Source organism: Streptomyces sp. NPDC019443, from assembly GCF_044389785.1.
Classification (GTDB): Bacteria; Actinomycetota; Actinomycetes; order Streptomycetales; family Streptomycetaceae; genus Streptomyces.
In genome coordinates this window covers 317,919-339,697 of the sequence record NZ_JBIRYJ010000005.1, presented here as the reverse complement: position 1 = coordinate 339,697, position 21,779 = coordinate 317,919, and the positions used below count along the sequence as shown (strand labels likewise).

25 protein-coding genes are annotated in these 21,779 nt (G+C 71.9%); 8 read left to right on the top strand and 17 right to left on the bottom strand.

The features are described from left to right. Positions 1–188 precede the first annotated feature (188 nt). Positions 189–917: a VIT1/CCC1 transporter family protein gene (locus tag ACH492_RS18885; RefSeq protein WP_398987916.1), complete on the bottom strand. Its 729-nt coding sequence runs from the start codon at positions 915–917 to the stop codon at positions 189–191. A 209-nt stretch (positions 918–1,126) separates the two neighbouring features. Here ACH492_RS18885 and ACH492_RS18880 point away from each other — a divergent pair, with 209 nt between their 5' ends. Genes ACH492_RS18880 through ACH492_RS18850 form a run of 7 tightly spaced genes read left to right on the top strand, consistent with a single transcriptional unit; the run spans position 1,127 to position 8,955 of the window. Beyond that, positions 1,127–2,200: an ADP-ribosylglycohydrolase family protein gene (locus tag ACH492_RS18880; protein ID WP_398987915.1), complete on the top strand. Its 1,074-nt coding sequence runs from the start codon at positions 1,127–1,129 to the stop codon at positions 2,198–2,200. Then, positions 2,197–3,468, top strand: a complete 1,272-nt coding sequence (locus ACH492_RS18875) for an ADP-ribosylglycohydrolase family protein (RefSeq protein WP_398987913.1) — start codon at positions 2,197–2,199, stop codon at positions 3,466–3,468. Before ACH492_RS18880 ends, ACH492_RS18875 begins: the two co-directional genes overlap by 4 nt. Beyond that, positions 3,434–4,597: an ADP-ribosylglycohydrolase family protein gene (locus tag ACH492_RS18870; protein WP_398987911.1), complete on the top strand. Its 1,164-nt coding sequence runs from the start codon at positions 3,434–3,436 to the stop codon at positions 4,595–4,597. The genes ACH492_RS18875 and ACH492_RS18870 overlap by 35 nt, the downstream gene beginning before the upstream one ends. Beyond that, on the top strand, positions 4,594–6,072 hold the full coding sequence (locus ACH492_RS18865) for an ADP-ribosylglycohydrolase family protein (protein WP_398987909.1): 1,479 nt from the start codon (positions 4,594–4,596) through the stop codon (positions 6,070–6,072). Before ACH492_RS18870 ends, ACH492_RS18865 begins: the two co-directional genes overlap by 4 nt. Next, positions 6,069–6,956, top strand: a complete 888-nt coding sequence (gene rbsK, locus ACH492_RS18860; RefSeq protein WP_398987907.1) for a ribokinase — start codon at positions 6,069–6,071, stop codon at positions 6,954–6,956. Before ACH492_RS18865 ends, rbsK begins: the two co-directional genes overlap by 4 nt. Further along, positions 6,953–8,158: a CaiB/BaiF CoA transferase family protein gene (locus tag ACH492_RS18855; RefSeq protein ID WP_398987905.1), complete on the top strand. Its 1,206-nt coding sequence runs from the start codon at positions 6,953–6,955 to the stop codon at positions 8,156–8,158. The genes rbsK and ACH492_RS18855 overlap by 4 nt, the downstream gene beginning before the upstream one ends. Continuing rightward, positions 8,155–8,955 carry an HpcH/HpaI aldolase/citrate lyase family protein gene (locus ACH492_RS18850; protein ID WP_398987903.1) on the top strand — a complete coding sequence of 267 codons (801 nt, stop codon included), beginning with the start codon at positions 8,155–8,157 and terminating at the stop codon, positions 8,953–8,955. The genes ACH492_RS18855 and ACH492_RS18850 overlap by 4 nt, the downstream gene beginning before the upstream one ends. Positions 8,956–9,070: 115 nt before the next feature. On the opposite strand, the gene lgt is transcribed toward ACH492_RS18850, so the two are convergent. From lgt to hisI, 11 genes are all read right to left on the bottom strand, one after another. Further along, positions 9,071–10,030, bottom strand: coding sequence for a prolipoprotein diacylglyceryl transferase (gene lgt, locus ACH492_RS18845; protein WP_398987901.1), 960 nt, complete (start codon positions 10,028–10,030; stop codon positions 9,071–9,073). Positions 10,031–10,169: 139 nt separating this feature from the next. Then, entirely contained in the window at positions 10,170–11,012 is an 843-nt protein-coding gene (locus ACH492_RS18840) for a DsbA family protein (RefSeq protein ID WP_398987899.1), read from the bottom strand. Between the two features lie 63 nt (positions 11,013–11,075). Continuing rightward, the gene (gene trpA / locus ACH492_RS18835) at positions 11,076–11,891 is read right to left on the bottom strand and encodes a tryptophan synthase subunit alpha (RefSeq protein WP_398987897.1); all 816 of its coding nucleotides are present in this window, start codon (positions 11,889–11,891) and stop codon (positions 11,076–11,078) included. Continuing rightward, a complete protein-coding gene (gene trpB, locus ACH492_RS18830; protein WP_398987895.1) occupies positions 11,888–13,186 on the bottom strand; it encodes a tryptophan synthase subunit beta in 1,299 nt (432 codons plus the stop codon). The genes trpA and trpB overlap by 4 nt, the downstream gene beginning before the upstream one ends. 348 nt (positions 13,187–13,534) lie before the next feature. Beyond that, complete coding sequence (trpM, locus tag ACH492_RS18825; RefSeq protein WP_398987893.1) at positions 13,535–13,807, bottom strand: tryptophan biosynthesis modulator TrpM; 273 nt, start codon at positions 13,805–13,807, stop codon at positions 13,535–13,537. A gap of 8 nt (positions 13,808–13,815) precedes the next feature. Further along, positions 13,816–14,625, bottom strand: a complete 810-nt coding sequence (trpC, locus tag ACH492_RS18820) for an indole-3-glycerol phosphate synthase TrpC (protein WP_398987892.1) — start codon at positions 14,623–14,625, stop codon at positions 13,816–13,818. A 150-nt stretch (positions 14,626–14,775) separates the two neighbouring features. After that, positions 14,776–15,213 carry a DUF2752 domain-containing protein gene (locus ACH492_RS18815; protein WP_398988372.1) on the bottom strand — a complete coding sequence of 146 codons (438 nt, stop codon included), beginning with the start codon at positions 15,211–15,213 and terminating at the stop codon, positions 14,776–14,778. 120 nt (positions 15,214–15,333) lie between these two features. Continuing rightward, positions 15,334–15,615 (bottom strand): HGxxPAAW family protein, encoded by a 282-nt coding sequence (locus ACH492_RS18810; RefSeq protein WP_398987890.1) that lies wholly within the window; start codon positions 15,613–15,615, stop codon positions 15,334–15,336. Positions 15,616–15,725: 110 nt separating this feature from the next. After that, a complete protein-coding gene (locus tag ACH492_RS18805) occupies positions 15,726–16,370 on the bottom strand; it encodes a TIGR02234 family membrane protein (RefSeq protein ID WP_398987888.1) in 645 nt (214 codons plus the stop codon). A gap of 17 nt (positions 16,371–16,387) precedes the next feature. Then, on the bottom strand, positions 16,388–17,872 hold the full coding sequence (locus ACH492_RS18800) for an anthranilate synthase component I (RefSeq protein ID WP_398987886.1): 1,485 nt from the start codon (positions 17,870–17,872) through the stop codon (positions 16,388–16,390). A gap of 11 nt (positions 17,873–17,883) precedes the next feature. Continuing rightward, positions 17,884–18,249 (bottom strand): phosphoribosyl-AMP cyclohydrolase, encoded by a 366-nt coding sequence (hisI, locus tag ACH492_RS18795; RefSeq protein ID WP_398987884.1) that lies wholly within the window; start codon positions 18,247–18,249, stop codon positions 17,884–17,886. Between the two features lie 84 nt (positions 18,250–18,333). On the opposite strand from hisI, the gene ACH492_RS18790 reads away from it, so the two are divergent. Continuing rightward, on the top strand, positions 18,334–18,969 hold the full coding sequence (locus tag ACH492_RS18790) for a TIGR03085 family metal-binding protein (RefSeq protein WP_398987882.1): 636 nt from the start codon (positions 18,334–18,336) through the stop codon (positions 18,967–18,969). 112 nt (positions 18,970–19,081) lie between these two features. On the opposite strand, the gene hisF is transcribed toward ACH492_RS18790, so the two are convergent. From hisF to ACH492_RS18765, 5 genes are read right to left on the bottom strand one after another with little or no spacing between them, the layout of a single operon-like run. Then, complete coding sequence (gene hisF, locus ACH492_RS18785) at positions 19,082–19,837, bottom strand: imidazole glycerol phosphate synthase subunit HisF (RefSeq protein ID WP_398987880.1); 756 nt, start codon at positions 19,835–19,837, stop codon at positions 19,082–19,084. Next, positions 19,834–20,244 (bottom strand): RidA family protein, encoded by a 411-nt coding sequence (locus ACH492_RS18780; protein WP_398987878.1) that lies wholly within the window; start codon positions 20,242–20,244, stop codon positions 19,834–19,836. The genes hisF and ACH492_RS18780 overlap by 4 nt, the downstream gene beginning before the upstream one ends. Further along, positions 20,241–20,966, bottom strand: coding sequence for a bifunctional 1-(5-phosphoribosyl)-5-((5-phosphoribosylamino)methylideneamino)imidazole-4-carboxamide isomerase/phosphoribosylanthranilate isomerase PriA (gene priA, locus ACH492_RS18775; RefSeq protein ID WP_398987876.1), 726 nt, complete (start codon positions 20,964–20,966; stop codon positions 20,241–20,243). Before priA ends, ACH492_RS18780 begins: the two co-directional genes overlap by 4 nt. Further along, on the bottom strand, positions 20,966–21,607 hold the full coding sequence (hisH, locus tag ACH492_RS18770; RefSeq protein ID WP_398987874.1) for an imidazole glycerol phosphate synthase subunit HisH: 642 nt from the start codon (positions 21,605–21,607) through the stop codon (positions 20,966–20,968). The genes priA and hisH overlap by 1 nt, the downstream gene beginning before the upstream one ends. After that, the gene (locus ACH492_RS18765) at positions 21,604–21,771 is read right to left on the bottom strand and encodes a hypothetical protein (RefSeq protein WP_398987873.1); all 168 of its coding nucleotides are present in this window, start codon (positions 21,769–21,771) and stop codon (positions 21,604–21,606) included. Before ACH492_RS18765 ends, hisH begins: the two co-directional genes overlap by 4 nt. Positions 21,772–21,779: the final 8 nt, after the last annotated feature.

Genomic DNA, 21,779 nt, shown 5'->3' with positions numbered 1-21,779 from the left:
CCATCGCAGAGCAGGCTCCATTGCCCACAGCGTCTACGGCTCATGCCCAGTGGTTAAGGACTCGAAACCGCGGAGTAACGGCTACATATGTAGCTCCAGGCATAGTGTCTCACCTGAGGCGGTTTTCTCAGAGAGGGCGTACGTCACAACCTTCGGGGGCGACCGGCCCGGACCGCAAGAGCCGCGGGTCAGAGAGCCGCGCCGAACAGCGCCCCGAGCCCGTAGGTGACGGCCGCAGCCACGCCGCCGAGGACCAGCTGGCGCAGTCCGCTGTACCACCAGCTGCGCGCGGTCACCCGGGCGACGAGCGCACCGCAGGCGAAGAGCCCGACCAGAGCGAGCAGCACCGCGGGCCACAGGGAGCTCGCGCCGAGGAGATAGGGCAGTACGGGCAGCAGCGCGCCCAGCGCGAACGAGCCGAAGGACGAGACGGCGGCGACGGTCGGCGACGGCAGGTCGTCCGGGTCGATGCCGAGCTCCTCGCGGGCGTGGATCTCCAGCGCCTGCTCGGGGTCCTTGGAGAGCTGCATCGCCACCTCGCGGGCGAGCGCGGGCTCGACGCCGCGGGCCACGTACAGCGCGGCGAGCTCCTCCATCTCGTCGACCGGGTGCCCCAGCAACTCCCGCCGCTCAACGTCCAGTTCGGCCTCGACGAGCTCCCGCTGGGAGGCCACCGAGGTGTACTCGCCGGCCGCCATCGAGAAGGCGCCCGCGGCGAGTCCGGCGAGCCCCGTGATGACGATGGCCTGCTGGGACACTGCGCCGCCGGCGACACCGGTCATCAGGGCGAGGTTGGAGACCAGTCCGTCCATCGCACCGAAGACCGCGGGACGCAGCCAGCCGCCGTTGACATCACGGTGGGTGTGGTTGTCGCGGTGCGCCACGTGGAGCGTCGCCTCGGTTTCGATGATGGACACAGTTCTCCTCTTCTCCGGCAGCGGGCCCGGTGGCCCCGCTCCCCCCTCAACACCCTCGAAAATACGCACTATGTAAGGGGCTCGCCAGCAAGGCAGGCCGTACTTACCTGTAGTCAGGCGGGTGACAGACGCGTTTCTCAGACTCGTCGCGCGTCGCATGTGGCACAGATGCAGGAACAGGCTCGGTGCGCGCGAAAGGGGCCCGCCCCATGGAGTTGATTGCATGCAATCCCGCTGATCCCGCCGCCCGCGCCGCCACCGCCCCTGTTACAGCCGCCCCTGTTACGGCCGCCGCCGTACTCCGAGACCGGGCCAGTGGCGCACTGCTCGGCCTCGCGGTGGGCGATGCGCTCGGCGCTCCCGCCGAGAACATGCGGCCGTCCGAGATCCGCCGCCGGTGGGGCCGTATCGAAGGCTTCGTGAGCGAGGACCCGGCGGGTACGGACGACACGGAGTACGCGATCTTCTCCGGCCTGCTACTGGCCCGGCACGGCTCGGCGCTGACCGTCGCGCATGCCGAGAAGGCGTGGCACCACTGGATCGCGGATCTGGACGAAGGCCCGTTCCGCGGGGCGGGGTTCAGCGAACGCGGCACCCTGGAGAACCTGCGGCGCGGGCTCACCGCCCCGATCTCGGCCCAGCACCGGCACGCGTGGAGCGACGGGCTGGCGATGCGCGCGGCGCCGTTCGGCGTCTTCGCGGCGGGCCACCCGGCGGAGGCGGCGCGGCTGGTCGCGATCGACGGCACCGTCAGCCACGACGGCGAGGGCATCTACGGCGGCCAGGCGGTCGCGGCGGGCGTCGCCGCGGCGATGGCGGGCGAGGGCCCGGCCGGGGTGATCGGAGCGGCGCTCTCGGTGGTCCCGATGGACTCCTGGACGGCCCGCTCCCTGCGCCGCGCGGTGGTCGCGGCCCAGCGCACCCACGCTCACACCCTGGCAATGGAACGGGCGGTCCGCTCGGCGGTGGTGATCGGCGGCTACCCGTGGACGGACCTGGCCCCGGAGGCGGTGGGCCTGGCGTTCGGCGCGTTCGCGGCGGCCCGCGGAGACTTCCGTACGTCCGTCCTCACCGCGGTCAACATGGGCCGCGACGCGGACACCACGGCGGCGGTCGCGGGCGCGCTGGCCGGGGCGATGTCCGGGGCCACGGCGATCCCCCCGGAATGGTCCTCGGCCATCGGCCCGGTCCGCGGCAGCTGCCTCCCGTCGATGACCGGCTACCACGTCCTGGACATCGCGGAACTGCTCACCCCGGACGACGACCCACAAGCGGCGTCATGACGTGCGAGCCGCGGTGGCGCGAGGACGCGGGACCCGCCGAGCCTGCCCCGGCAGGCCCGCCGCCGGGCGTCTCCCAGGGGCCCTGGGGCCTGCCCGCGGGCTCCGGCCGCACACCGGCCCGTCCCATCGAAGGGCTGCTCCTCGGGCTCGCCGCGGGGGACGCCGCCGGGTGGCCGTCCGCGCGGCATCGGGCCGCGCGGATGCCCGAGTGGACCCGGCGGCTCACCCGTGAGCTCGACGACTTCGCCGAGCAGAACGCGACCACCACGCTCCCCGTCCCCATCGCCCTCAACCAGTCCCCCGAACCCCTCCGCCTCGGCCCCTCCGACGACGCCGAGTGGGCCGCCTTCGCCGCCGAGACCGTGCTCACCGCCGCCGGTGATCTCTTCGCCGGGCTCGCGCCCGGACGCCGGATGCGCGCCGCCGTCGATCTCGCCTGGAACTCCCTCGCCAGCGAGGTCGCCGCGGCCGCCGACCGCGCTCCCGAGGTCGAGTCCGCCGTACTCCCCCTCCGCGCCCGGATCTCCGTACGCGCCGGGCTCGGCAATCTCGCCACCGGCCTCCGCCCGCCCGCCACCGGCCACGACAACCCGCACTTCTTCGACGACGCCGCCTGCGTACGCGCCGCCGTCCTCGCCGTCGTCCACCCCGGCGATCCGGCCGCCGCCGCCGCGCTCGCCGAGTTCGACGCGCGATACAGCCAGGACGGCGACGGGGTGCACGGCGCCCGCGCCATGGCCGCCGCCGTGGCCGCGGCGCTCGGCGGCGCGCCCGTCGACGACGCCGTCGACGCCGCCCTCGCCGAACTCCCCGACGCCACCGAAATCGGCCGCAACGCCCGGCACGCCGTCAAGCTCGCCCGCGACGCCCACGGCGCCTTCGAACTCGTACCGCTCCTCGAGCACCAGATCGTCGACCACGTCTACAGCTACGGCATCGCCGCCGCCGAGACCGTCCCCCTCGCCCTCGCCCTCGCCACCGCCGCCCGCGGCCGGGTCGCCGAAGCCGTGCCCGCGGCCGCCTGTCTGTCCCGCGTCGCCGACTCCGCGCCCGCCCTCGCCGGCGCCCTGACCGGCGCGCTCGGCGGGGGCGATGCCGTGCCCGCCACCTGGCGCGACGCCTGCCGCACCCTGGCGGGCTGCGCGCTCCCCCGGCTCGCCGGCACGGATCTCGTCGAACTCGCCGGGCTGCTCGCACACACGGAACTGACCGCCCCGGGTGGACAATTCCGGCATGACGACGACACTCGCGACGCTCACACTCGATGACCGGATCAGCGGCAGCCTGATCGGTGCGGCGGTCGGTGACGCGCTCGGCGGCCCGGTCGAGGGCTACACCCCGGAGCAGATCGTGGAGCGGCACGGCGGCCGCGTCCACGGCATCGTCGGCCCGTGGCACGGCGACGAATGGCGCACCGCCCGCCCCATCGCGCCGTACCACAAGGGCGACGGACACGTCACCGACGACACCCTCATGACGCACGCGCTGATCCGCGTGTACACCACCGTCCGCGACCACCTCGACGCCTACGCCGTCGCCGACCATCTGGTCCCCGACCTGATCTCGACCCCCCGCTGGATTCCGGAGCTCGAGGCGGAGGCGCTCCCCGTGCAGCGCGTCTTCCTCGCCGAGAAGTGGATGGTGGCCCGCCTCCACTACGGGCACAACGACCCCCGCGAGGCGGGCGTCGGCAACATCGTCAACTGCGGCGCGGCGATGTACATGGCCCCGGTGGGCCTGGTCAACGCGGCGCATCCGGCGGCCGCCTACGCCGAGGCCATCGACATCGCGGGCGCGCACCAGTCCTCGTACGGGCGTGAGGCGGCGGGCGTCTTCGCGGCGGCGGTCGCCGCGGCGTGCCTGCCCGGCGCCACTCCCACAACGGTCGTGGACGCGGCACTCTCGCTGGCCAAGGACGGCACGGGCTCGGCGATCGAGGCGGTGGCCGAAGTCGCCCCGCACCACACGGACTTCGAGTCGGCACTCGCCCCGCTCCGAGCGGCCGTCGCCCCCTTCGACACAGTCGGCCCGGACTACCGTGCCCCGTCGCTGGCCGCCCGCCGGCCTTCCCGGCTGCACGCCATCGAGGAACTCCCGATCGCCCTGGGCATGCTTCTGGTGGGCGGCGGCGACTACCGCCGTACGGTCCTCGGAGCCGTCAACTACGGCCGCGACTGCGACTCGATCGCCACGATGGCAGGGGCGATCGCGGGCGCGCTCCACGGCGAGTCCGCGGTGCCGAGCGACTGGGCGAAGACAGTCGCCGAGGCCAGCCGCCTCGACCTGCACGCCCCGGCGGCGGCGCTGACCGCGGTCACCCGCGAGATCTTCGCCCGCGACACGACCCGCCGCCGCACCCACGAATCGGCGTTCGCCCATCTGACGGATCCGCGATGACCGGCCTCCGCCTCACCTGGGTCCAGCCGGAGGACCTGGTGCGCCACGAGCTGCGCCAGGCGGACGAGGACGGCCGCGACGCGACGGAGATCCGCACCCGCTGGGCACGCGCGGGCGGCCCCGAGTCCCCGCCGCGGGGCGGAGCGTCTCCGGCACCCGCGCCACCGGAGCTGAGGGCCCTGGCCTACGAGCTCCTGGACGAACTGGCCCTGCTGCCGTCCCCGTTGACGGAGCAGGAGCCGACGCCGCTCGCATTGATCAAGGCCGCCTGCCCGGCCTGGCCCACACGCGAAGCGCCGAGGAGCCGGGGGGCCGGAGGCTTGCCCCCCGGCTCGGGATGGGGGTACTCCCCCCGGCTGCGCCGGGGGCACCCCCACCCAGGCGAAGCTCTGGGGGAGGGCGGGCCAGGGGAGAGACACCCCCGCCCCAACTCCCTGCACGCCTCCTGGCTCGGCCGCGCCATCGGCTGTCTCCTCGGCAAGCCGGTCGAAAAGCTCCCCCTCCACGCCATCCGCAGCATCGCCCGCGCCACGGGCAACTGGCCCCTCCACACCTGGTTCACCGCCAAAGGCCTCCCTCCGGAGCTCGCCGCCGCACACCCCTGGAATCGCCGGTCCGCCGACACCTCACTCGCCGAGAACATCGACGGGATGCCCGAGGACGACGACCTCAATTACCCCCTCCTCAACCTGCTGCTCCTCCAGCGCCACGGGAAGGCGTTCACCACCGCCCAGCTCGCCCAGCTCTGGCTCGACGAGCTCCCGGCAGGCCGTACCTTCACCGCCGAGCGCGTCGCCTACCGCAATCTCCTCTCCGGCGTCGAACCCCCGCTCACCGCCGGCCACCGCAACCCTTTCCGGGAGTGGATCGGCGCAGCCATCCGCGCCGATGTGCACGGCTGGACGCACCCCGGCGACCCCGCGGCCGCCGCCGCGCAGGCCCATCGCGACGCGTCGCTCACCCACACCGCGAACGGCGTCTACGGCGCGATGTTCATCGCGGCCACCATCGCCACCGCGGCCGGAGGCCGGAGCGACGTCCACCAGTGTCTGCGGACCGGCCTCACCGTCGTCCCCCCGCGCTCCCGGCTCGCCAATGCCATCCGCCTCGGCATCGCCACCGCCCGCGCGGAACCCGACTTCGACACCGTCGTGGACGGGCTCCACACCGCCCTCGGCCACCACCACTGGGTCCACGTCATCCCCAACGCCGCCCTCCTCGCCGCCGCACTCACCCACGCCGACGGCGATTTCACCGGCTCCATCTGCCGTGCCGTCTCCGGGGGCTGGGACACCGACTCCAACGGCGCGACCGCCGGCTCCGTCGCGGGCCTGCTCGCCGGCCACCCCGCCGCGATCCCCGACCGCTGGACCACCCCCCTCAAGAACCGTCTCGCCACCTCTGTCGCCGGCTTCGACGGCATCGGCTTCGACACCCTCGCCCACCTCACACACCAGGAGGCACTCCGACCATGACCGGCATCGCGGTGCTCGGCAGCACCAACATGGACCTCGTCGCGTACGTCTCGCACGCGCCGAAACGCGGAGAGACCGTCACCGGAAGGGAGTTCCTCACGATCCCCGGCGGCAAGGGCGCCAACCAGGCCGTCGCCGCCGCCCGCGCCGGCGGCGACGTCGCCATGATCGGCGCGGTCGGCTCGGACGACTTCGGCGCACGGCTACGGCACACGCTCGAATCGTCCGGCGTCGACACCGACCTTCTGCGCACCGCGGAAGGCCCCTCCGGCACCGCGCACATCGTCGTCGACGACGAAGGCGGCAACTCGATCGTCGTGATCCCCGGCGCGAACGGCACCGTCACCGCCCTCGCCCCCGGCGACGAGGCTCTCATCGCCTCCTCCGTCGCGCTGCTCCTGCAGCTCGAACTCCCCCTGAGCGCCGTGCTGGACGGCGCCGAAGCCGCGCGCCGGAACGGTGTACGGACCGTCCTCACCCCCGCCCCCGCGCAGCCACTTCCTCCTGAACTCCTCGCCGTCACCGACCTGTTGGTGCCCAATGAGCACGAGGCGGCCACCCTCGCCGGCGTCGCCGACCCGCACCTGGCCGCCGAGGCGCTGCTGCGCCAGGTGCCCGAGGTCGTGATCACGCTCGGCTCGGCGGGCAGTCTGTACGCGGCCCGGGGCGCGGCTCCCGTCACCGTGCCCGCGCCGCGCGTACGGGCCGTCGACACGACCGGCGCCGGCGACACCTTCGTCGGCGCCCTCGCCGTCGCGCTCGTCGAGGGCAGGCCCGTACAACAGGCCCTGACCTGGGCCTCGGCCGCCGCCGCCCTGTGCGTCCAGCGCCCCGGCGCCTCCACCTCCATGCCGTACCGCTCAGAGATCGACGACGCCTCATGACCCACACTCCCCCGTCGGCCGCTCCCCTCACCGGCCTGCGCGTCCTCGACCTGGCCACTCTCTTCGCGGGCCCGCTCGCCGCCACCATGCTCGGCGACTTCGGCGCGGAGGTCATCAAGGTCGAGCACCCCACCCGGCCCGATCCCTCCCGGGGCCACGGCCCCGACAAGGACGGCGTCGGCCTGTGGTGGAAGCTGCTCGGCCGCAACAAGCGCACGGTCACCCTCGATCTGTCCACCCCCGGCGGCCGCGAGACCCTCCTTCGTCTCGCGAAGACCGCCGACGTGATCATCGAGAACTTCCGCCCCGGCACCCTGGAGAAGTGGCAGCTCGGCTGGGAGGAGCTGAGCACAGCCAACCCCCGCCTCGTGCTGACACGCGTCACCGGCTTCGGACAGTTCGGTCCGTACTCCCATCGCCCCGGCTTCGGCACCCTCGCCGAGGCGATGAGCGGCTTCGCCTCCATCACCGGCGAGCCCGAAGGTCCGCCCACCCTCCCTCCGTTCGGCCTCGCCGACTCGATCGCGGCGCTCGCCACCGCGTACGCCGTCATGACCGCGCTCACCGCCCGCACCGCCACCGACCGCGGCCAGGTCGTCGACATGGCGATCATCGAGCCGATCCTGACCGTGCTCGGCCCGCAGCCCCTCTGGTACGACCAGACCGGGTACGTACAGAAACGGACCGGCAACCGCTCCTGCAACAACGCCCCGCGCAACACCTACCGCACGGCCGACGGCTCCTGGCTGGCCGTCTCCACCTCTGCCCAGTCCATCGCCGAACGCGTCATGCATCTGGTCGGCCGCCCCGACCTGATCGACGAGCCGTGGTTCAGCACCGGCAGCGGCCGTGCCGAGCACGCCGACGTGCTCGACGAGGCGGTCGGCGGCTGGATCGCCTGCCGCACTCGCGCCGAAGCCATGGCCGCCTTCGAGAAGGCCGAAGCGGCGATCGCACCGATTTATGACGTCCGTGACGTCATGGAAGACCCCCAATACCAAGCACTGGACACCATCACCGAGGTCACCGACCCAGAACTCGGCACCCTCCGGATGCAGAACGTCCTCTTCCGGCTCTCCGAGACCCCAGGCGCCATCCGCTGGGCGGGCCGCCCGCACGGCGCCGACACGGACGAGGTCCTCAGCGAACTCGGCCTGTCCCGGGCCGAAATCACCGCTCTGCGCACCCAGGGCGCCCTATGACCACACCCCTCACCTGGCTGTACGCCCCCGGAGACCGGCCCGAGGTCGTGCACAAGGCCCTCGCCTCCAACGCCGACGTCGTGATCGTCGACCTGGAGGACGCCGTGTCCCCCGACCGCAAGAAATACGCGCTGGCCGCCACAGCCGAACTTCTCGCTTCCCCCCAGACGCTTCCGGTGCATGTCCGCATCAACACCCCCCATGACATCGAAGCCCTGACCACACTCCCCGGCCTCTGTGCTCTGCGTATCCCCAAGGTCGCATACGCCACTGACATCCGACGGATCGCGGCCCGTGCCCCCGGCGTCCCCCTCTATGCGCTCCTCGAATCGGCTCTCGCCATCGAGCACGCGTACTCCATCGCCACCGCACACCCCGCCGTCCACGGCATCGCCATCGGCGAGGCAGACCTCCGCGCCGACCTCGGCATACGGGACGGCACCGGCCTCGACTGGCCGCGTACCCGCATCGTGGTCGCCGCCCGCGCGGCAGGTCTGGCGCCACCGGTCCAGTCCGTCTTCCCCGACATCCGCGACCTGGACGCCCTCTACGCCTCCTGCACCCACGGCCGCGCCCTCGGCTTCCTGGGCCGGGCGGCCATCCACCCCCGCCAGCTCCCGGTCATCGAGCGGGCGTTCCGTCCCACGCCCGAGGAGATCGAGGCGGCGGAGGAGGTCGTCAAGGCGGCGGCCACGGACGAGGGTGCGCTGGCCCTGCCGGACGGCCGCTTCGTGGACGCCGCGATTGTGGCCGCGGCGCAGCGGACCCTCGCCCTCGCGCGACGCGAGGGCGGATAGCAGCGGAGGAACGGAGGGGCAGAGGAGCAGACGGGGAACGCACGAGGCCGCCGGGACCCTCTCGGTCCCGGCGGCCTCGTCACGTAAGTCGCGCAAGTCGCGCAAGCGCCCGCGGTCAGCCCCTCTTGGCCGACTCCGCGTCCGCGTCTGCGCCCGCGTCCTCCGCGGCAGCCTCGTCCCCGTCCGCCGGGTCCTCAGCCGGGCCGCCCGCAGCGTCGTCCGCCTCCGGCTTCGCAGCCGTCGCCTTCGCCGACTTGTCGGGCCTCTCCGGCTCGACGATCTCCTCGCGCCCGGGCCGCACCCGCGCCGAGATCACCATGTACGTCACCGCGAGCACGAAGACGACGATCGAGGTCCACACATTGAGGCGCAGCCCCAGCACGTGGTGCGCCTCGTCGACCCGCATGTACTCGATCCAGCCCCGGCCGACGCAGTACGAGGCGACGTAGAGCGCGAACGCCCGGCCGTGTCCCAGCTTGAAGCGCCGGTCGGCCCAGATGACCAGCAGCGCGACGCCGATGCACCACAGGGACTCGTACAGGAACGTCGGGTGGTAGAGGCCCGCCTCGCGGTTCGTACCCTCGGTGATCTTGAGGGCCCACGGCAGATCCGTCGGCTTGCCGTACAGCTCCTGGTTGAACCAGTTGCCCCAGCGGCCGATCGCCTGCGCTATGGCAATGGCGGGCGCGAGGGCGTCCGCCCAGGCCGGCAGCGGGATCCCGCGGCGGCGGCAGCCGATCCAGGCGCCGACCGCGCCCAGCGCGATCGCGCCCCAGATGCCGAGGCCGCCCTCCCAGATCTTGAAGGCGTCGACCCAGTTCTCACCCTCGCTGAAGTACAGCTGGTAGTCGGTGATCACGTGGTACAGCCGGCCGCCGACGAGACCGAAGGGCACCGCCCAGACGGCGATGTCGGCCACGGTGCCGGCCTTGCCGCCGCGAGCGATCCAGCGCTTGTTGCCGTACCAGACGGCCGCGAAAACACCGATGATGATGCAGAAGGCATAGCCGCGCAGCGGGAGCGGTCCGAGGTGGATCACTCCGGTCGACGGGCTGGGAATGTAGGCAATATCCATGGCAGGACCGACGCTACCCTGCCGGGCAGGACGCACGGCAACCCACCCGGCAACTTCTGGATAACGAGCCGCGCCCCGGACGTACGCCGGATGTACGTGGATGTACGCCGATGTACGCCAGGAGGCTGCCCGGAAGCCGTCAGGAGGAGGCCGGGGCGCCCGGACTCGGCGTGGAGCGCTTGGTGCCCGGCTTCTTGCCCTTGTTCGCCTCTTCGACCCACTTCTTGAAGTTGGCGACGGAGATCTGCTCGGACCCCTTCTGCGGGAAGACGGACTCCCCGTTGAGCAGCACGGTTGGGGTACCGCGGAAGCCGCCGTTCTTGAAGGCGGTATTCGACTTGGCCACCCAGCTGCTGTGCTTGCCCTCCTCCACACAGCTGCGGAATTCGGGCGTGTCCAGGCCTTCGACCTTGCCCGCGAGCTCGATCAGCCTGCTGTTCTGGGCGAAGGCGTCGTCCGTCTCCGGCGGCTGGTTCTGGTACAGCACGTCGTGGTACGGGGCGAATTTCCCCACGTCCTGCGCACACGCCGCGGCGTTCGCCGCGTACAACGAGCCGCTGCCGCCCATGTTCCCGTCGATGATGGTGGCGAGGTGGTACTCGATCTTGAGCTTGCCCGCCCGCTCCAGCTCATGGATGGTGTCCCGGAGAGCGTTCTCGAAAGCGGCGCAGGCCGGGCAGCGGAAGTCCTCCCACACCGTGAGCGTGGACGGGGCGTCGCTCGCGCCCACCGGGATCGCGAGCTGGTCCTTGCCCTGCACGCCCGCGGGCGCGAGGAGCGGACCGGCGTCCGAGCCGCTGTCCTCCTTCTTCCCGGCGTTCGCGGCGATCACGCCGACGACGGCGGCGAGGCCGAGGACGCCGACCACCGCGGCGGAGACGATCAGCAGCCGCCGTCGTTTCTCGCGGGCCTTCTCCGACTCACGTTCCTGTTGGAGCCGCTCGCGTGCGGTCCGCTTCCGTTCCTGGTTCTTCTCGCTCACATCCGGCAAACGAACCGGGGAGGCATGTGCATGCCTCCCCGGTCCGAGATCCACCCTTATGAGCTACGCGTCCCGGCGCACGCCTTCGGCGAGCTGGGCCGCCAGTTCCCGCACCGCTGCCAGGCCCGCGGCCTGGTCCGGTGCGTCGAGGAGCCGCTTCACGAACGCGGACCCGACGATCACGCCGTCCGCGAAGGAGGCGACCTCGGCGGCCTGCTCGGGGTTGGAGACGCCGAGGCCCACGCAGACCGGCAGCTCGGTGGTGGCGCGGGTGCGCCGCACCAGGTCCTGGGCCTGCGCGCCCACCGACTCACGGGTGCCGGTCACGCCCATCAGCGAAGCCGCGTACACAAAGCCGGAACCGGACGCCGTGATCTTCGCCAGCCGGGCGTCCTTACTGCTCGGCGCGACGACGAAGACCGTGGCGAGGCCGTGCTTCTCTGCGTGCTCGCGCCACACGCCGGCCTCCTCGACCGGCAGGTCGGGCAGGATGCAGCCGGCGCCGCCCGCGTCGGCGAGCTCGGCGGTGAAGCGCTCGATGCCGTAGCGGTCGATGGGATTCCAGTACGTCATCACGAGGACCGGCTTGCCGGTGGCCTCGTGCGCCTCGCGCACCGTACGCATCACGTCGGCGATCTTGACGCCGCCGCGCAGGGCGATGTCGTCGGCGGTCTGGATGACAGGGCCGTCGAGGACGGGGTCGCTGTGCGGCAGCCCGACCTCGACCACGTCAGCGCCGCCGTCCAGGGCTGCCTTGACCGCCTCGATACCGCCGTCGACGGTCGGGAAGCCGGCCGGGAGGTACGCGATGAGCGCGGCCCGGTTCTCGTTCCTGGCCTGCGCCAGGGTGCCGCTCAACAGCTGGATGTTGCCGCTCACTTCGCGTCCCTCCTGATCTCGGCGTAGCCGTTCTCCGCGGAGGCGTCGGCGGCGACCCTCGCGTCCCCCTCGCTGTCGTACAGCCCGAAGTAACGGGCGGCGGTGTCCATGTCCTTGTCGCCGCGGCCGGACAGATTGACGACGATCAGCCCGTCCTTGCCCAGTTCCCGGCCGACTTCCAGCGCACCGGCCAGCGCGTGCGCGGACTCGATCGCCGGGATGATGCCCTCGGTACGGGACAGCAGCAGCAGCGACTGCATGGCCTCGTCGTCGGTCACCGCGCGGTACTCGGCCCGGCCGGTGTCCTTGAGGTACGAGTGTTCGGGGCCGATGCCGGGGTAGTCGAGTCCGGCGGAGATCGAGTACGGCTCGGTGATCTGGCCTTCCTCGTCCTGCAGGACGTACGAGCGCGAACCATGCAGGATGCCGGGCTCGCCCGCGGTCAGGGTGGCCGCGTGCTCGCCGGACTCGATGCCGTGGCCCGCGGGCTCGCAGCCGATGAGCCGTACGGACGCGTCCGGGATGAAGGCGTGGAACAGCCCGATCGCGTTGGACCCTCCGCCGACGCAGGCGACGGCGGCGTCGGGCAGCTGGCCGGCCCGCTCCAGGATCTGGCGTCGGGCCTCGACGCCGATGACGCGGTGGAAGTCGCGGACCATCGCGGGGAAGGGGTGCGGTCCGGCGACCGTGCCGAAGAGATAGTGCGTACGGTCCACGTTGGCGACCCAGTCGCGGAACGCCTCGTTGATGGCGTCCTTCAGGGTCCGGCTGCCGGAGGCCACCGGGATGACCTCGGCGCCGAGCATCCGCATCCGCGCCACGTTCAGGGCCTGGCGCTGGGTGTCGATCTCGCCCATGTAGATGGTGCACTCGAGGCCGAAGAGCGCGCAGGCGGTCGCGGTCGCGACGCCGTGCTGGCCGGCGCCGGTCTCGGCGATGACCCGGGTCTTGCCCATGCGCTTGGTGAGCAGCGCCTGGCCCAGCACGTTGTTGATCTTGTGCGAGCCGGTGTGGTTGAGGTCCTCCCGCTTCAGGAAGACCCGCGCCCCGCCGGCGTGCTCGGCGAACCGGGGCACCTCGGTGAGGGCGCTGGGGCGGCCGGTGTAGTTGACCATCAGGTCATTGAGCTCGGCGGCGAAGGCGGGGTCGGCCTTGGCCTTGTCGTACTCGATGGCAACCTCGTCGACCGCGGCGACGAGCGCCTCGGGGATGAACTTGCCGCCGAATGCGCCGAAGTAGCCCTCGGCGCTGGGGACTTGACCCTCCGGGTCCGGGATGAAGAAGTCGCTCGACATGCGACATGCTCCTTGTCGGGGCGGTTGCCCCAGAAGTCTGGTGTGCAAGGGACACGGTTTGCGCGTGCGCGGCTGCCCGGCGGGGCGTTGTCCCCACCCCGCCCGTTCCCGTAACCGGGGCTCCGCTCCGGACCCCGCGCCTCAATCGCCGACGAGGCTTGAGGTTCCGCCCGTCCGGCGGAAACTCAAGACCGTGGGGGTCCCCCCGGACGAAGTCTGGGGGAGATTGAGGACACTCCCCCTACGCCCGGAGGGCGTGGGGGGACCCCCAGAAGGGCGTACCGGGGTCTGGGGCGGAGCCCCAGTTCGGGAAGGGGCGGGGTGGGGAAAGCACCCGCCCGGGACCGCCTAGTGGCAGTCGCACGCGCGGACCGCGCGCCATCGCATGCCGTTGACCTGGCCCGGCTCGGAGCCGATGACATACCGCACCCGGCGGCCGTGTACCCGGCGGGCCGGGGCCCGGCAGCCGCGGGGCTTGCAGCCTCGGGCCAGCCGCGCGTACGGGTCACGCGCGGCGGCGAGCGCCGCGCCGCGGGGAGCCGTGACCGTCCTGCACACGTCGCCCGCCGCCGGACGCGACGGCGTCCGGTACTGCGGGGCCACAAGGCCGACGGCGGTCATGGGGAAGGTCAGCTCCGCCCGTGACGCAGGGCCGGGTGCGCGCCCGCGGCGACCAGGTCGGCGACTGCCGACTTCGGGTCGCGGCCGGTGACCAGGGACTCGCCGACCAGCACCGCGTCGGCGCCAGCGTTCGCGTAGGCGATCAGGTCGTGCGGACCGCGCACACCGGATTCGGCGATCTTGACGATGTGCGCCGGAATCTCGGGGGCGACCCGCTCGAACGTCGATCGGTCGACCTGCAGCGTCTTCAGATCGCGGGCGTTGACGCCGATGATCTTCGCTCCGGCCTCCACCGCGCGCTCGACCTCGTCCTCGTCGTGCACCTCGACCAGCGGGGTGAGCCCGATCGACTCGGCGCGCTCGATCAGCGAGACCAGGGCCTCCTGCTCCAGCGCTCCGACGATCAGCAGGACGAGGTCGGCGCCGTACGCCCTGGCCTCCCACAGCTGGTACGCGGTGACGATGAAGTCCTTGCGCAGCACCGGGATGTCCACCCTGGCGCGGACGGCTTCGAGGTCGGCGAGCGAGCCGCCGAAGCGGCGCTGCTCGGTCAGTACGGAGATGACGGCCGCGCCGCCCGCCTCGTAATCGGCGGCGAGCCCGGCCGGGTCGGCGATCGCGGCCAGCGCGCCCTTCGACGGGCTGGAGCGCTTGACCTCACAGATCACATGGACGCCCTCGCCACGCAGCGCGGCGATGCCGTCCTTGGCCGCAGGAGCGTTGGCGGCGCGCTCCTTCAGCTCGTCGAGGCTCACACGCGCCTGCCGCTCTGCGAGGTCGGCGCGCACGCCTTCAATGATCTCGTCGAGCACACTCACGCGAGCGGCCCCCTTCCGGGACGGTTCAGATGGATCAGGATCAGCCATGTCGATGGTATCCGCAGGAGGGCCCGGGCCTCGCATCCGGTTGACGCCCGTCCCACTACCTGGGACTTTGCGGGTCCGGGTCACCCCCCGGACCCCGCACAGTCACGGCGCGAGCGCCGAGCCGAACGGCAGGTTGCGGATCACGCTGAATACCAGCAGAACACCACCGAGCGACCACCACCACGCCGGCGCGACCGCGATCCGCAGGGGCACGCCCCGTACGGCGTGAATCAGCCACACCACCCACACTACGGCGAAGATTCCGTAGCCCGCGACGGCCAGGGCATTGGCCCCGAGCGCGGTGGTCAGATCGCCGTGGATGAAGGCGTGGGCACTGCGCAGCCCGCCACAGCCCGGGCAGAAGATCCCGGTGAAGCGGAGCAGCGGGCAGACCGGGTAGTGGCCCGGTTCGTTGGGATCGACCGTGCCGACGTACGCGAAAGCCGCGGCGACCCCTGCGAGGGTGGCCAGGGGAGTCGCCAGTCGCCGTGCGAGCGGGGCAGGGCCGGGCTCACGGGCGGGTGCGGCGGAGGAAGGCATGGCGTCCACCCCGTGATTGTCGCCGTTGCTACGCAAAGGCGCATACGGAAAAAGGCATACGGAGAGGCGCAGCCCGGCAACGCTGGGCTGCGCCTCGCAGCGTGGATCCGTACGGCAGCGTCAGGAGGACGCCTGCGCCGTGGCGGGCTGCGCCGTGGCGACCTGCGTCTGGCCCGCCTGCGACCTCGCCCGCACGTGGGCCTCCGACTCCTTCGGCATACCGAGCCCGGCGGCCTTCATGGCCAGGCCGACGACGCCACCGAGGATGATCACGGCCACTCCGGCCCAGAAGCCGAGCGGATTGGCCGCCACCATGAAGACGCCTGCGACACAGAAGCCGATGAAGGCGATGGTGACACCGGTCCAGGCGGCCGGGGTGTGTCCGTGGCTGCTGCCCGCCATGAGTTTGCTCCTCGTTACTGATGCTCTGGGGTGACCTGTTGCGCTGTGGTGAGCCGGACGCTCACCTCATATTGTCCCGTACGCCGTGGCATGCGATGACGTGGGGTGTCTCACGCTTCCCGCGTCGGGTCCTCGCCGCGGTCCAGGGCCTTCCACAGATCCTCGGGCCGGTCCGGGTCCACGACCGGGGCCTTGCGCGGCCGGGGGGTGCCGTCGCGCTCGTACCGGCCTGACATCGTGGGCCACTGCTTGCCGTACCGCAGCGCGAGCAGGCCCGCGAGCAGGATCAGCAGGCTGCCGGCCACGGTCACGTAGGGCCAGGCGGTGTGGGTGAGCGCCTCGACCGTGGCGGCCGCGTCGCCGGTGGTCTTCGCCGCCCTCTCGTCGAGGGCCGCGCTGTCGGAGGCCCCGAGGAAGGCGGCGAGCGCCGCGCCGGCCCCGCTCAGCGCGAGCAGTGCGGAGACGAGCAGCCGGCCCGCGCTGCGGACCGCGAAGACGGCGACGAGGGCGGCCAGGCCGACGATGGCGAGCGCCGTGGGGACACCGGTGACATCGCTGCCTTGGGCGTCGAGCGGCAGCGTGCCGCCGCCGACGGCCGCCCTGCCCTCGGCCCAGACCTGGCCGGCGGCGAGCAGTACGACGGTCGCGCCGACGGCGCCGAGGAACAGGGCCGCGGCAAGACTGCGGCGGCTGCCGGTGGCGGATGCCGATCCGGCGCGGGGCTGGGGTACGGGTACAGCGCTCACATACCCCACTATCCCTTACCGCCCAGTCAGCTGTTGAGGCGGTTCGCGGTGTGCACGGCGCGGAGCACCGCGGCCGCCTTGTTGCGGCACTCGGTGTCCTCGGCGACCGGGTCCGAGTCGGCCACGACCCCCGCTCCGGCCTGCACGAACGCCGTGCCGCCGCGCAGCAGCGCGGTGCGGATGGCGATCGCGGTGTCGGAGTCACCGGCGAAGTCGAGATAGCCGACGCAGCCGCCGTACAGTCCGCGCCGCGAGGGCTCCAGCTCGTCGATGATCTGCATCGCGCGCGGCTTGGGGGCGCCGGAGAGGGTGCCGGCGGGGAAGCAGGCGGTCAGCACGTCGAAGGCGGTACGGCCCTCGGCGACCTGGCCGGTCACCGTCGAGACGATGTGCATGACGTGGGAGTACCGCTCGATCGACATGAAGTCGACGACCTCGACGCTGCCGGGCTCGCAGACCCGGCCCAGGTCGTTGCGGCCGAGGTCGACCAGCATCAGGTGCTCGGCGCGCTCCTTGGGGTCGGCCATCAGCTCGTCGGCGAGCGCCTGGTCCTCCTGCGGGGTCGCTCCGCGCGGCCGGGTCCCGGCGATGGGGTGGACCATGGCGTGCCCGTCCTCGACCTTGACGAGCGCCTCGGGGCTGGAGCCGACGACATCGAAGCCGTCGAAGCGGAAGAGGTACATGTACGGGCTGGGGTTGGTGGCCCGCAGCACGCGGTAGACGTCCAACGCGCTTGCCGTACAAGGGGTTTCGAACCGCTGGGAGGGCACGACCTGAAAGGCCTCGCCGGCCCGGATGCGCTCCTTGATGTCCTCGACGGCGTCCTGATAGTCCTCGCCGCCCCACAACGCGGAGAACTCCGGCAGCTCGGAGGGCGGCAGCACGGCGGGCGCGGAGGCCAGCGGCCGTGTGAGGTCGGCCTCCATGGCGTCCAGGCGCGCGACGGCGTCGGCGTAGGCCTCGTCGACGCCGGTGTCGAGGTCGTTGTGGTTGATCGCGTTGGCGATCAGCAGGACGGTGCCGTCCCAGTGGTCGAGCACGGCGAGGTCGGAGGTGAGCAGCATGGTCAGCTCGGGGAGCTTCAGGTCGTCGCGCTCGCCGGGGCCGATCTTCTCCAGCCTGCGGACGATGTCGTACCCGAGATAGCCGACCATGCCGCCGGTGAAGGGCGGCATTCCGGAAGCGAGGTCGCGCGGAGTGTGCAGCGCCTCGACGGTGGCGCGCAGGGCCTGCAGGGGGTCGCCGTGGACCGGGATGCCGACCGGCGGGGTGCCGAGCCAGTGCACGTGGCCGTCACGTTCAGTGAGGGTCGCGTCGGAGCGTACGCCGATGAAGGAGTACCGGGACCAGGAGCGGCCGTTCTCGGCGGACTCCAGGAGGAAGGTGCCTTCGCGCTCGCCGGCGAGCTTGCGGTAGAGCCCGACCGGGGTGTCGCCGTCGGCGAGGAGCTTACGGCTGACGGGGATGACACGGCGGTCGGCGGCGAGCTTGCGGAAGGTGTCGAGATCCATGGCGCCCGACCCTACTGGTCCAGCGGGAGCACGTCGGCGTCGAAGCAGGTGCGGGCCCCGGTGTGGCAGGCGGCTCCGACCTGGTCGACCTTGACGAGGACCGCGTCGGCGTCGCAGTCCAGCGCGACGGACTTGACGTACTGGACGTGGCCGGATGTGTCGCCCTTGACCCAGTACTCCTGGCGGCTGCGGGACCAGTAGGTGCAGCGGCCGGTGGTCAGGGTGCGGTGCAGGGCCTCGTCGTCCATCCACCCGAGCATCAGCACCTCACCGGTGTCGTACTGCTGGGCGATGGCCGGAACCAGGCCGTCGGCGCTGCGCCTGAGGCGGGCGGCGACGGCGGGATCGAGGGAGCTGGCGGGGACACTGCTGGTCATATGGCCATTGTGCCGTGCCCGGCGGGGGTGGCGGGCGGTGCGTCCACTGGGCGGACCCGGTGCGGCCGCCGTAGGCTGGCGGACATGTCGACCCATGCCAAGCGTGAACGACTTCTGCTCGCCGATCTGTTGGAGACGGCGGGCCCCGAGGCTCCGACCCTGTGCGAAGGCTGGAAGACCCGCGATCTGGCCGCCCATGTGGTGGTGCGGGAGCGGCGGATGGACGCGGCGGGCGGGATCCTGATCGGCGCGCTCAAGGACCGGCTGGAACGGGTCCAGGCGGAGTTCGCATCGAAGCCGTACGAGGAGCTGATCCAGCTGATCCGTACGGGACCGCCGCGGATGTCTCCGTACGGGATCAAGCAGCTCGACGAGGCGGCCAACACCGTCGAGTTCTATGTGCACACCGAGGATGTGCGGCGGGCCCAGCCGGACTGGACGCCGCGCGATCTGGACCGGGTTTTCGAGAACGCCCTGTGGTCGCGCCTCGAGAAGGCGGCCAGGCTGCTGGGCCGCAAGGCGCCGGTCGGGCTCGTGCTGCGGCGTACGGACGGGCAGACGGCGGTCGCCCACCGCGGCACCCCCGTGGTGACGGTGACCGGGGAGCCGGGTGAGCTGACGATGTTCGCCTTCGGACGGCAGGACGTGGCGCGGGTGGAGCTGGAGGGCGACAAGGACGCGATCGCGCGGCTGCACGAGGCCGAGGCGTTCGGGATGTAGGTCACCCGGTCACCCGTACGGCCGACGGCAGCGGTGCCGCGCCGGAGCCGGTGGACCCCGCCAGGTCCTCGTTGCCGGCGTCAGGTCCTCGTTGCCAGTCAGGTCCTCGATGTCAGCGGACGGGGTGCCCCGCCTCCCGCAGGGCGTCCTTGACCTGGGAGATACGCAGGTCGCCGAAGTGGAACACGGAGGCCGCCAGCACCGCGTCCGCGCCCGCCGCGACGGCCGGGGGGAAGTCCGCCGACTTGCCCGCGCCGCCGCTCGCGATGACCGGGACGGACACGTGCTTACGGACCGCCGCGATCATCTCGAGGTCGTAGCCGTCCTTCGTGCCGTCGGCGTCCATCGAGTTGAGCAGGATCTCGCCCGCGCCCAACTCGGCGGCCCGGTGCGCCCATTCGACGGCGTCGAGGCCGGTGCCCTTGCGGCCGCCGTGCGTGGTGACCTCGAAGGAGCCATCGGCAGTACGCCGCGCGTCGACCGACAGCACCAGTACCTGGCGGCCGAAGCGTTCCGCGATCTCGCGGATCAGTTCGGGGCGGGCGATCGCGGCGGTGTTCACGCCCACCTTGTCCGCGCCGGCGCGCAGCAGCTTGTCCACGTCGTCGGCGCTGCGCACACCGCCGCCCACGGTCAGCGGGATGAAGACCTGCTCGGCGGTGCGGCGCACCACGTCGTACGTCGTCTCACGGTTGCCGGACGAGGCCGTGATGTCGAGGAAGGTCAGCTCGTCGGCGCCCTCGGCGTCGTACAGCTTGGCCATCTCGACGGGGTCGCCCGCGTCGCGCAGATTCTGGAAGTTGACTCCCTTGACGACCCGGCCGTTGTCCACGTCCAGGCAAGGGATGACTCGGACCGCGAGGGTCATTCGGCACCTCCTCGGTAGGCCTCGACCTCTACCTCGACGACCAGGCTCGGGTCGACGAAGCCGGAGACGATGAGCATCGACGCGGCCGGACGGACCTCGCCGAACAGTTCCTTGTGGGCGCGGCCGACCTCGTCCACGTCCCGGGCGTGCGTGATGTACATCCGCGTACGCACCACGTCTTCCCGGCCGAGGCCGAGCTCCTTCAGCGCGTCGAGGGCGACACCGAAAGCGGTCATCGCCTGCTCGTACGGACCGCCCGCGGCGATCTGGCCGCCCACGACCGAGGTGCAGCCGGAGACCAGGACCAGGCCGTTCGGCAGCTGGACGGCGCGGGAGTAGCCGAAGGCCTCCTCCCACGGCCCGTCCGAGCCGATTCGCCGTACGGAATCAGAGCCTGAATCGGTCATGCCGACACCGCCGCGAGTGCCTCTTCGAGGGTGAACGCCTTCGCGTACAGCGCCTTGCCGACGATCGCGCCCTCGACGCCCTCGGGCACCAGCGAGGCGATCGCGCGCAGATCGTCGAGCGAGGAGACGCCACCGGAGGCGACGACCGGCTTGTCGGTGGCCGCGCAGACGTTCTTCAGCAGCTCCAGGTTGGGGCCCTGGAGGGTGCCGTCCTTGGCGATGTCGGTGACGACATAGCGGGCGCAGCCCTCGGAGTCGAGCCGGGCGAGCGTCTCGTAGAGGTCGCCGCCGTCGCGGGTCCAGCCGCGGCCGCGCAGCGTCGTGCCACGTACGTCCAGGCCGACCGCGATCTTGTCGCCGTGCTCGGCGATGACCTTGGCGACCCACTCGGGGGTCTCCAGCGCGGCCGTCCCCAGGTTGACCCGGGTGCAGCCGGTGGCCAGCGCGGCCGCGAGCGAGGCGTCGTCGCGGATACCGCCGGAGAGCTCGACCTTGATGTCCATCGCGTCGGCGACCTCGGCGATCAGCGCCCGGTTGTCGCCGGTGCCGAAGGCCGCGTCCAGGTCGACCAGGTGCAGCCACTCGGCGCCCGCGCGCTGCCAGGTCAGGGCGGCCTCCAGCGGAGAGCCGTACGACGTCTCCGTACCGGACTCACCGTGCACAAGGCGGACGGCCTGGCCGTCGCGGACGTCGACGGCGGGGAGGAGTTCAAGCTTCGGCATTACAGCGTCTCAATCCAGTTGGTCAGCAGCTGGGCGCCGGCGTCGCCGGACTTCTCGGGGTGGAACTGGGTCGCCCACAGCGCGCCGTTCTCGACGGCTGCGACAAAGCGCTCGCCGTGCGTGGCCCAGGTGACCTGGGGCGCGCGGATGGCGGGGTTGGTGACTTCCAGGCTCCACTCGTGCACGGCGTAGGAGTGCACGAAGTAGAACCGGGCATCGGCGTCGACTCCGGCGAAGAGCTTGCTGTCGGCCGGCGCTTCGACGGTGTTCCAGCCCATGTGGGGAACGATCGGGGCCTTCAGCGGGCCGACCGTGCCGGGCCATTCGTCGAGGCCCTCGCTCTCCACGCCGTGCTCGATGCCGCGCGCGAAGAGGATCTGCATGCCGACGCAGATGCCCATGACCGGGCGGCCGCCGGAGAGCCGACGGCCGACGATCCACTCGCCGCGGGCCTTCTTGAGGCCTTCCATGCAGGCGGAGAAGGCGCCGACGCCGGGGACGAGGAGCCCGTCGGCGTTCATGGCCGTGTCGAAGTCACGGGTGATCTCGACGTCCGCGCCGACGCGGGCCAGCGCCCGCTCGGCGGAGCGGACATTGCCGAATCCGTAGTCGAAGACGACGACTTTCTTCGGAGTGCTCATTCCCAGACCCCCTGAATCCGCAGGACGCCGGCGACCAGGCACATCACGGAAGCGACGGTGAGAAGCACGATCAGGCCCTTGGGCATCTTCTGCTTGGAGAAGGAGTACACACCGCCGGCGAGGAAGAGCCCGACGACGATGAGAACGGTGGAGAGGCCGGTCATGGAGTTGC

Bases quoted from the DNA above. Each gene is read 5' to 3' on its own strand.
- ACH492_RS18810 (WP_398987890.1), bottom strand. From the start codon at position 15,615: ATGGCGGGCAGCAGCCACGGACACACCCCGGCCGCCTGGACCGGTGTC.
- lgt (WP_398987901.1), bottom strand. From the start codon at position 10,030: ATGGATATTGCCTACATTCCCAGCCCGTCGACCGGAGTGATCCACCTC.
- priA (WP_398987876.1), bottom strand. From the start codon at position 20,966: ATGCCGAAGCTTGAACTCCTCCCCGCCGTCGACGTCCGCGACGGCCAG.
- trpB (WP_398987895.1), bottom strand. From the start codon at position 13,186: ATGTCGAGCGACTTCTTCATCCCGGACCCGGAGGGTCAAGTCCCCAGC.
- ACH492_RS18855 (WP_398987905.1), top strand. From the start codon at position 6,953: ATGACCCACACTCCCCCGTCGGCCGCTCCCCTCACCGGCCTGCGCGTC.
- ACH492_RS18780 (WP_398987878.1), bottom strand. From the start codon at position 20,244: ATGACCGATTCAGGCTCTGATTCCGTACGGCGAATCGGCTCGGACGGG.
- ACH492_RS18790 (WP_398987882.1), top strand. From the start codon at position 18,334: ATGTCGACCCATGCCAAGCGTGAACGACTTCTGCTCGCCGATCTGTTG.
- hisH (WP_398987874.1), bottom strand. From the start codon at position 21,607: ATGAGCACTCCGAAGAAAGTCGTCGTCTTCGACTACGGATTCGGCAAT.
- ACH492_RS18850 (WP_398987903.1), top strand. From the start codon at position 8,155: ATGACCACACCCCTCACCTGGCTGTACGCCCCCGGAGACCGGCCCGAG.
- ACH492_RS18800 (WP_398987886.1), bottom strand. From the start codon at position 17,872: ATGGATCTCGACACCTTCCGCAAGCTCGCCGCCGACCGCCGTGTCATC.
- ACH492_RS18870 (WP_398987911.1), top strand. From the start codon at position 3,434: ATGACGACGACACTCGCGACGCTCACACTCGATGACCGGATCAGCGGC.
- ACH492_RS18765 (WP_398987873.1), bottom strand. From the start codon at position 21,771: ATGACCGGCCTCTCCACCGTTCTCATCGTCGTCGGGCTCTTCCTCGCC.
- hisF (WP_398987880.1), bottom strand. From the start codon at position 19,837: ATGACCCTCGCGGTCCGAGTCATCCCTTGCCTGGACGTGGACAACGGC.
- ACH492_RS18880 (WP_398987915.1), top strand. From the start codon at position 1,127: ATGGAGTTGATTGCATGCAATCCCGCTGATCCCGCCGCCCGCGCCGCC.
- rbsK (WP_398987907.1), top strand. From the start codon at position 6,069: ATGACCGGCATCGCGGTGCTCGGCAGCACCAACATGGACCTCGTCGCG.
- ACH492_RS18865 (WP_398987909.1), top strand. From the start codon at position 4,594: ATGACCGGCCTCCGCCTCACCTGGGTCCAGCCGGAGGACCTGGTGCGC.
- ACH492_RS18875 (WP_398987913.1), top strand. From the start codon at position 2,197: ATGACGTGCGAGCCGCGGTGGCGCGAGGACGCGGGACCCGCCGAGCCT.
- ACH492_RS18815 (WP_398988372.1), bottom strand. From the start codon at position 15,213: ATGCCTTCCTCCGCCGCACCCGCCCGTGAGCCCGGCCCTGCCCCGCTC.
- hisI (WP_398987884.1), bottom strand. From the start codon at position 18,249: ATGACCAGCAGTGTCCCCGCCAGCTCCCTCGATCCCGCCGTCGCCGCC.
- trpM (WP_398987893.1), bottom strand. From the start codon at position 13,807: ATGACCGCCGTCGGCCTTGTGGCCCCGCAGTACCGGACGCCGTCGCGT.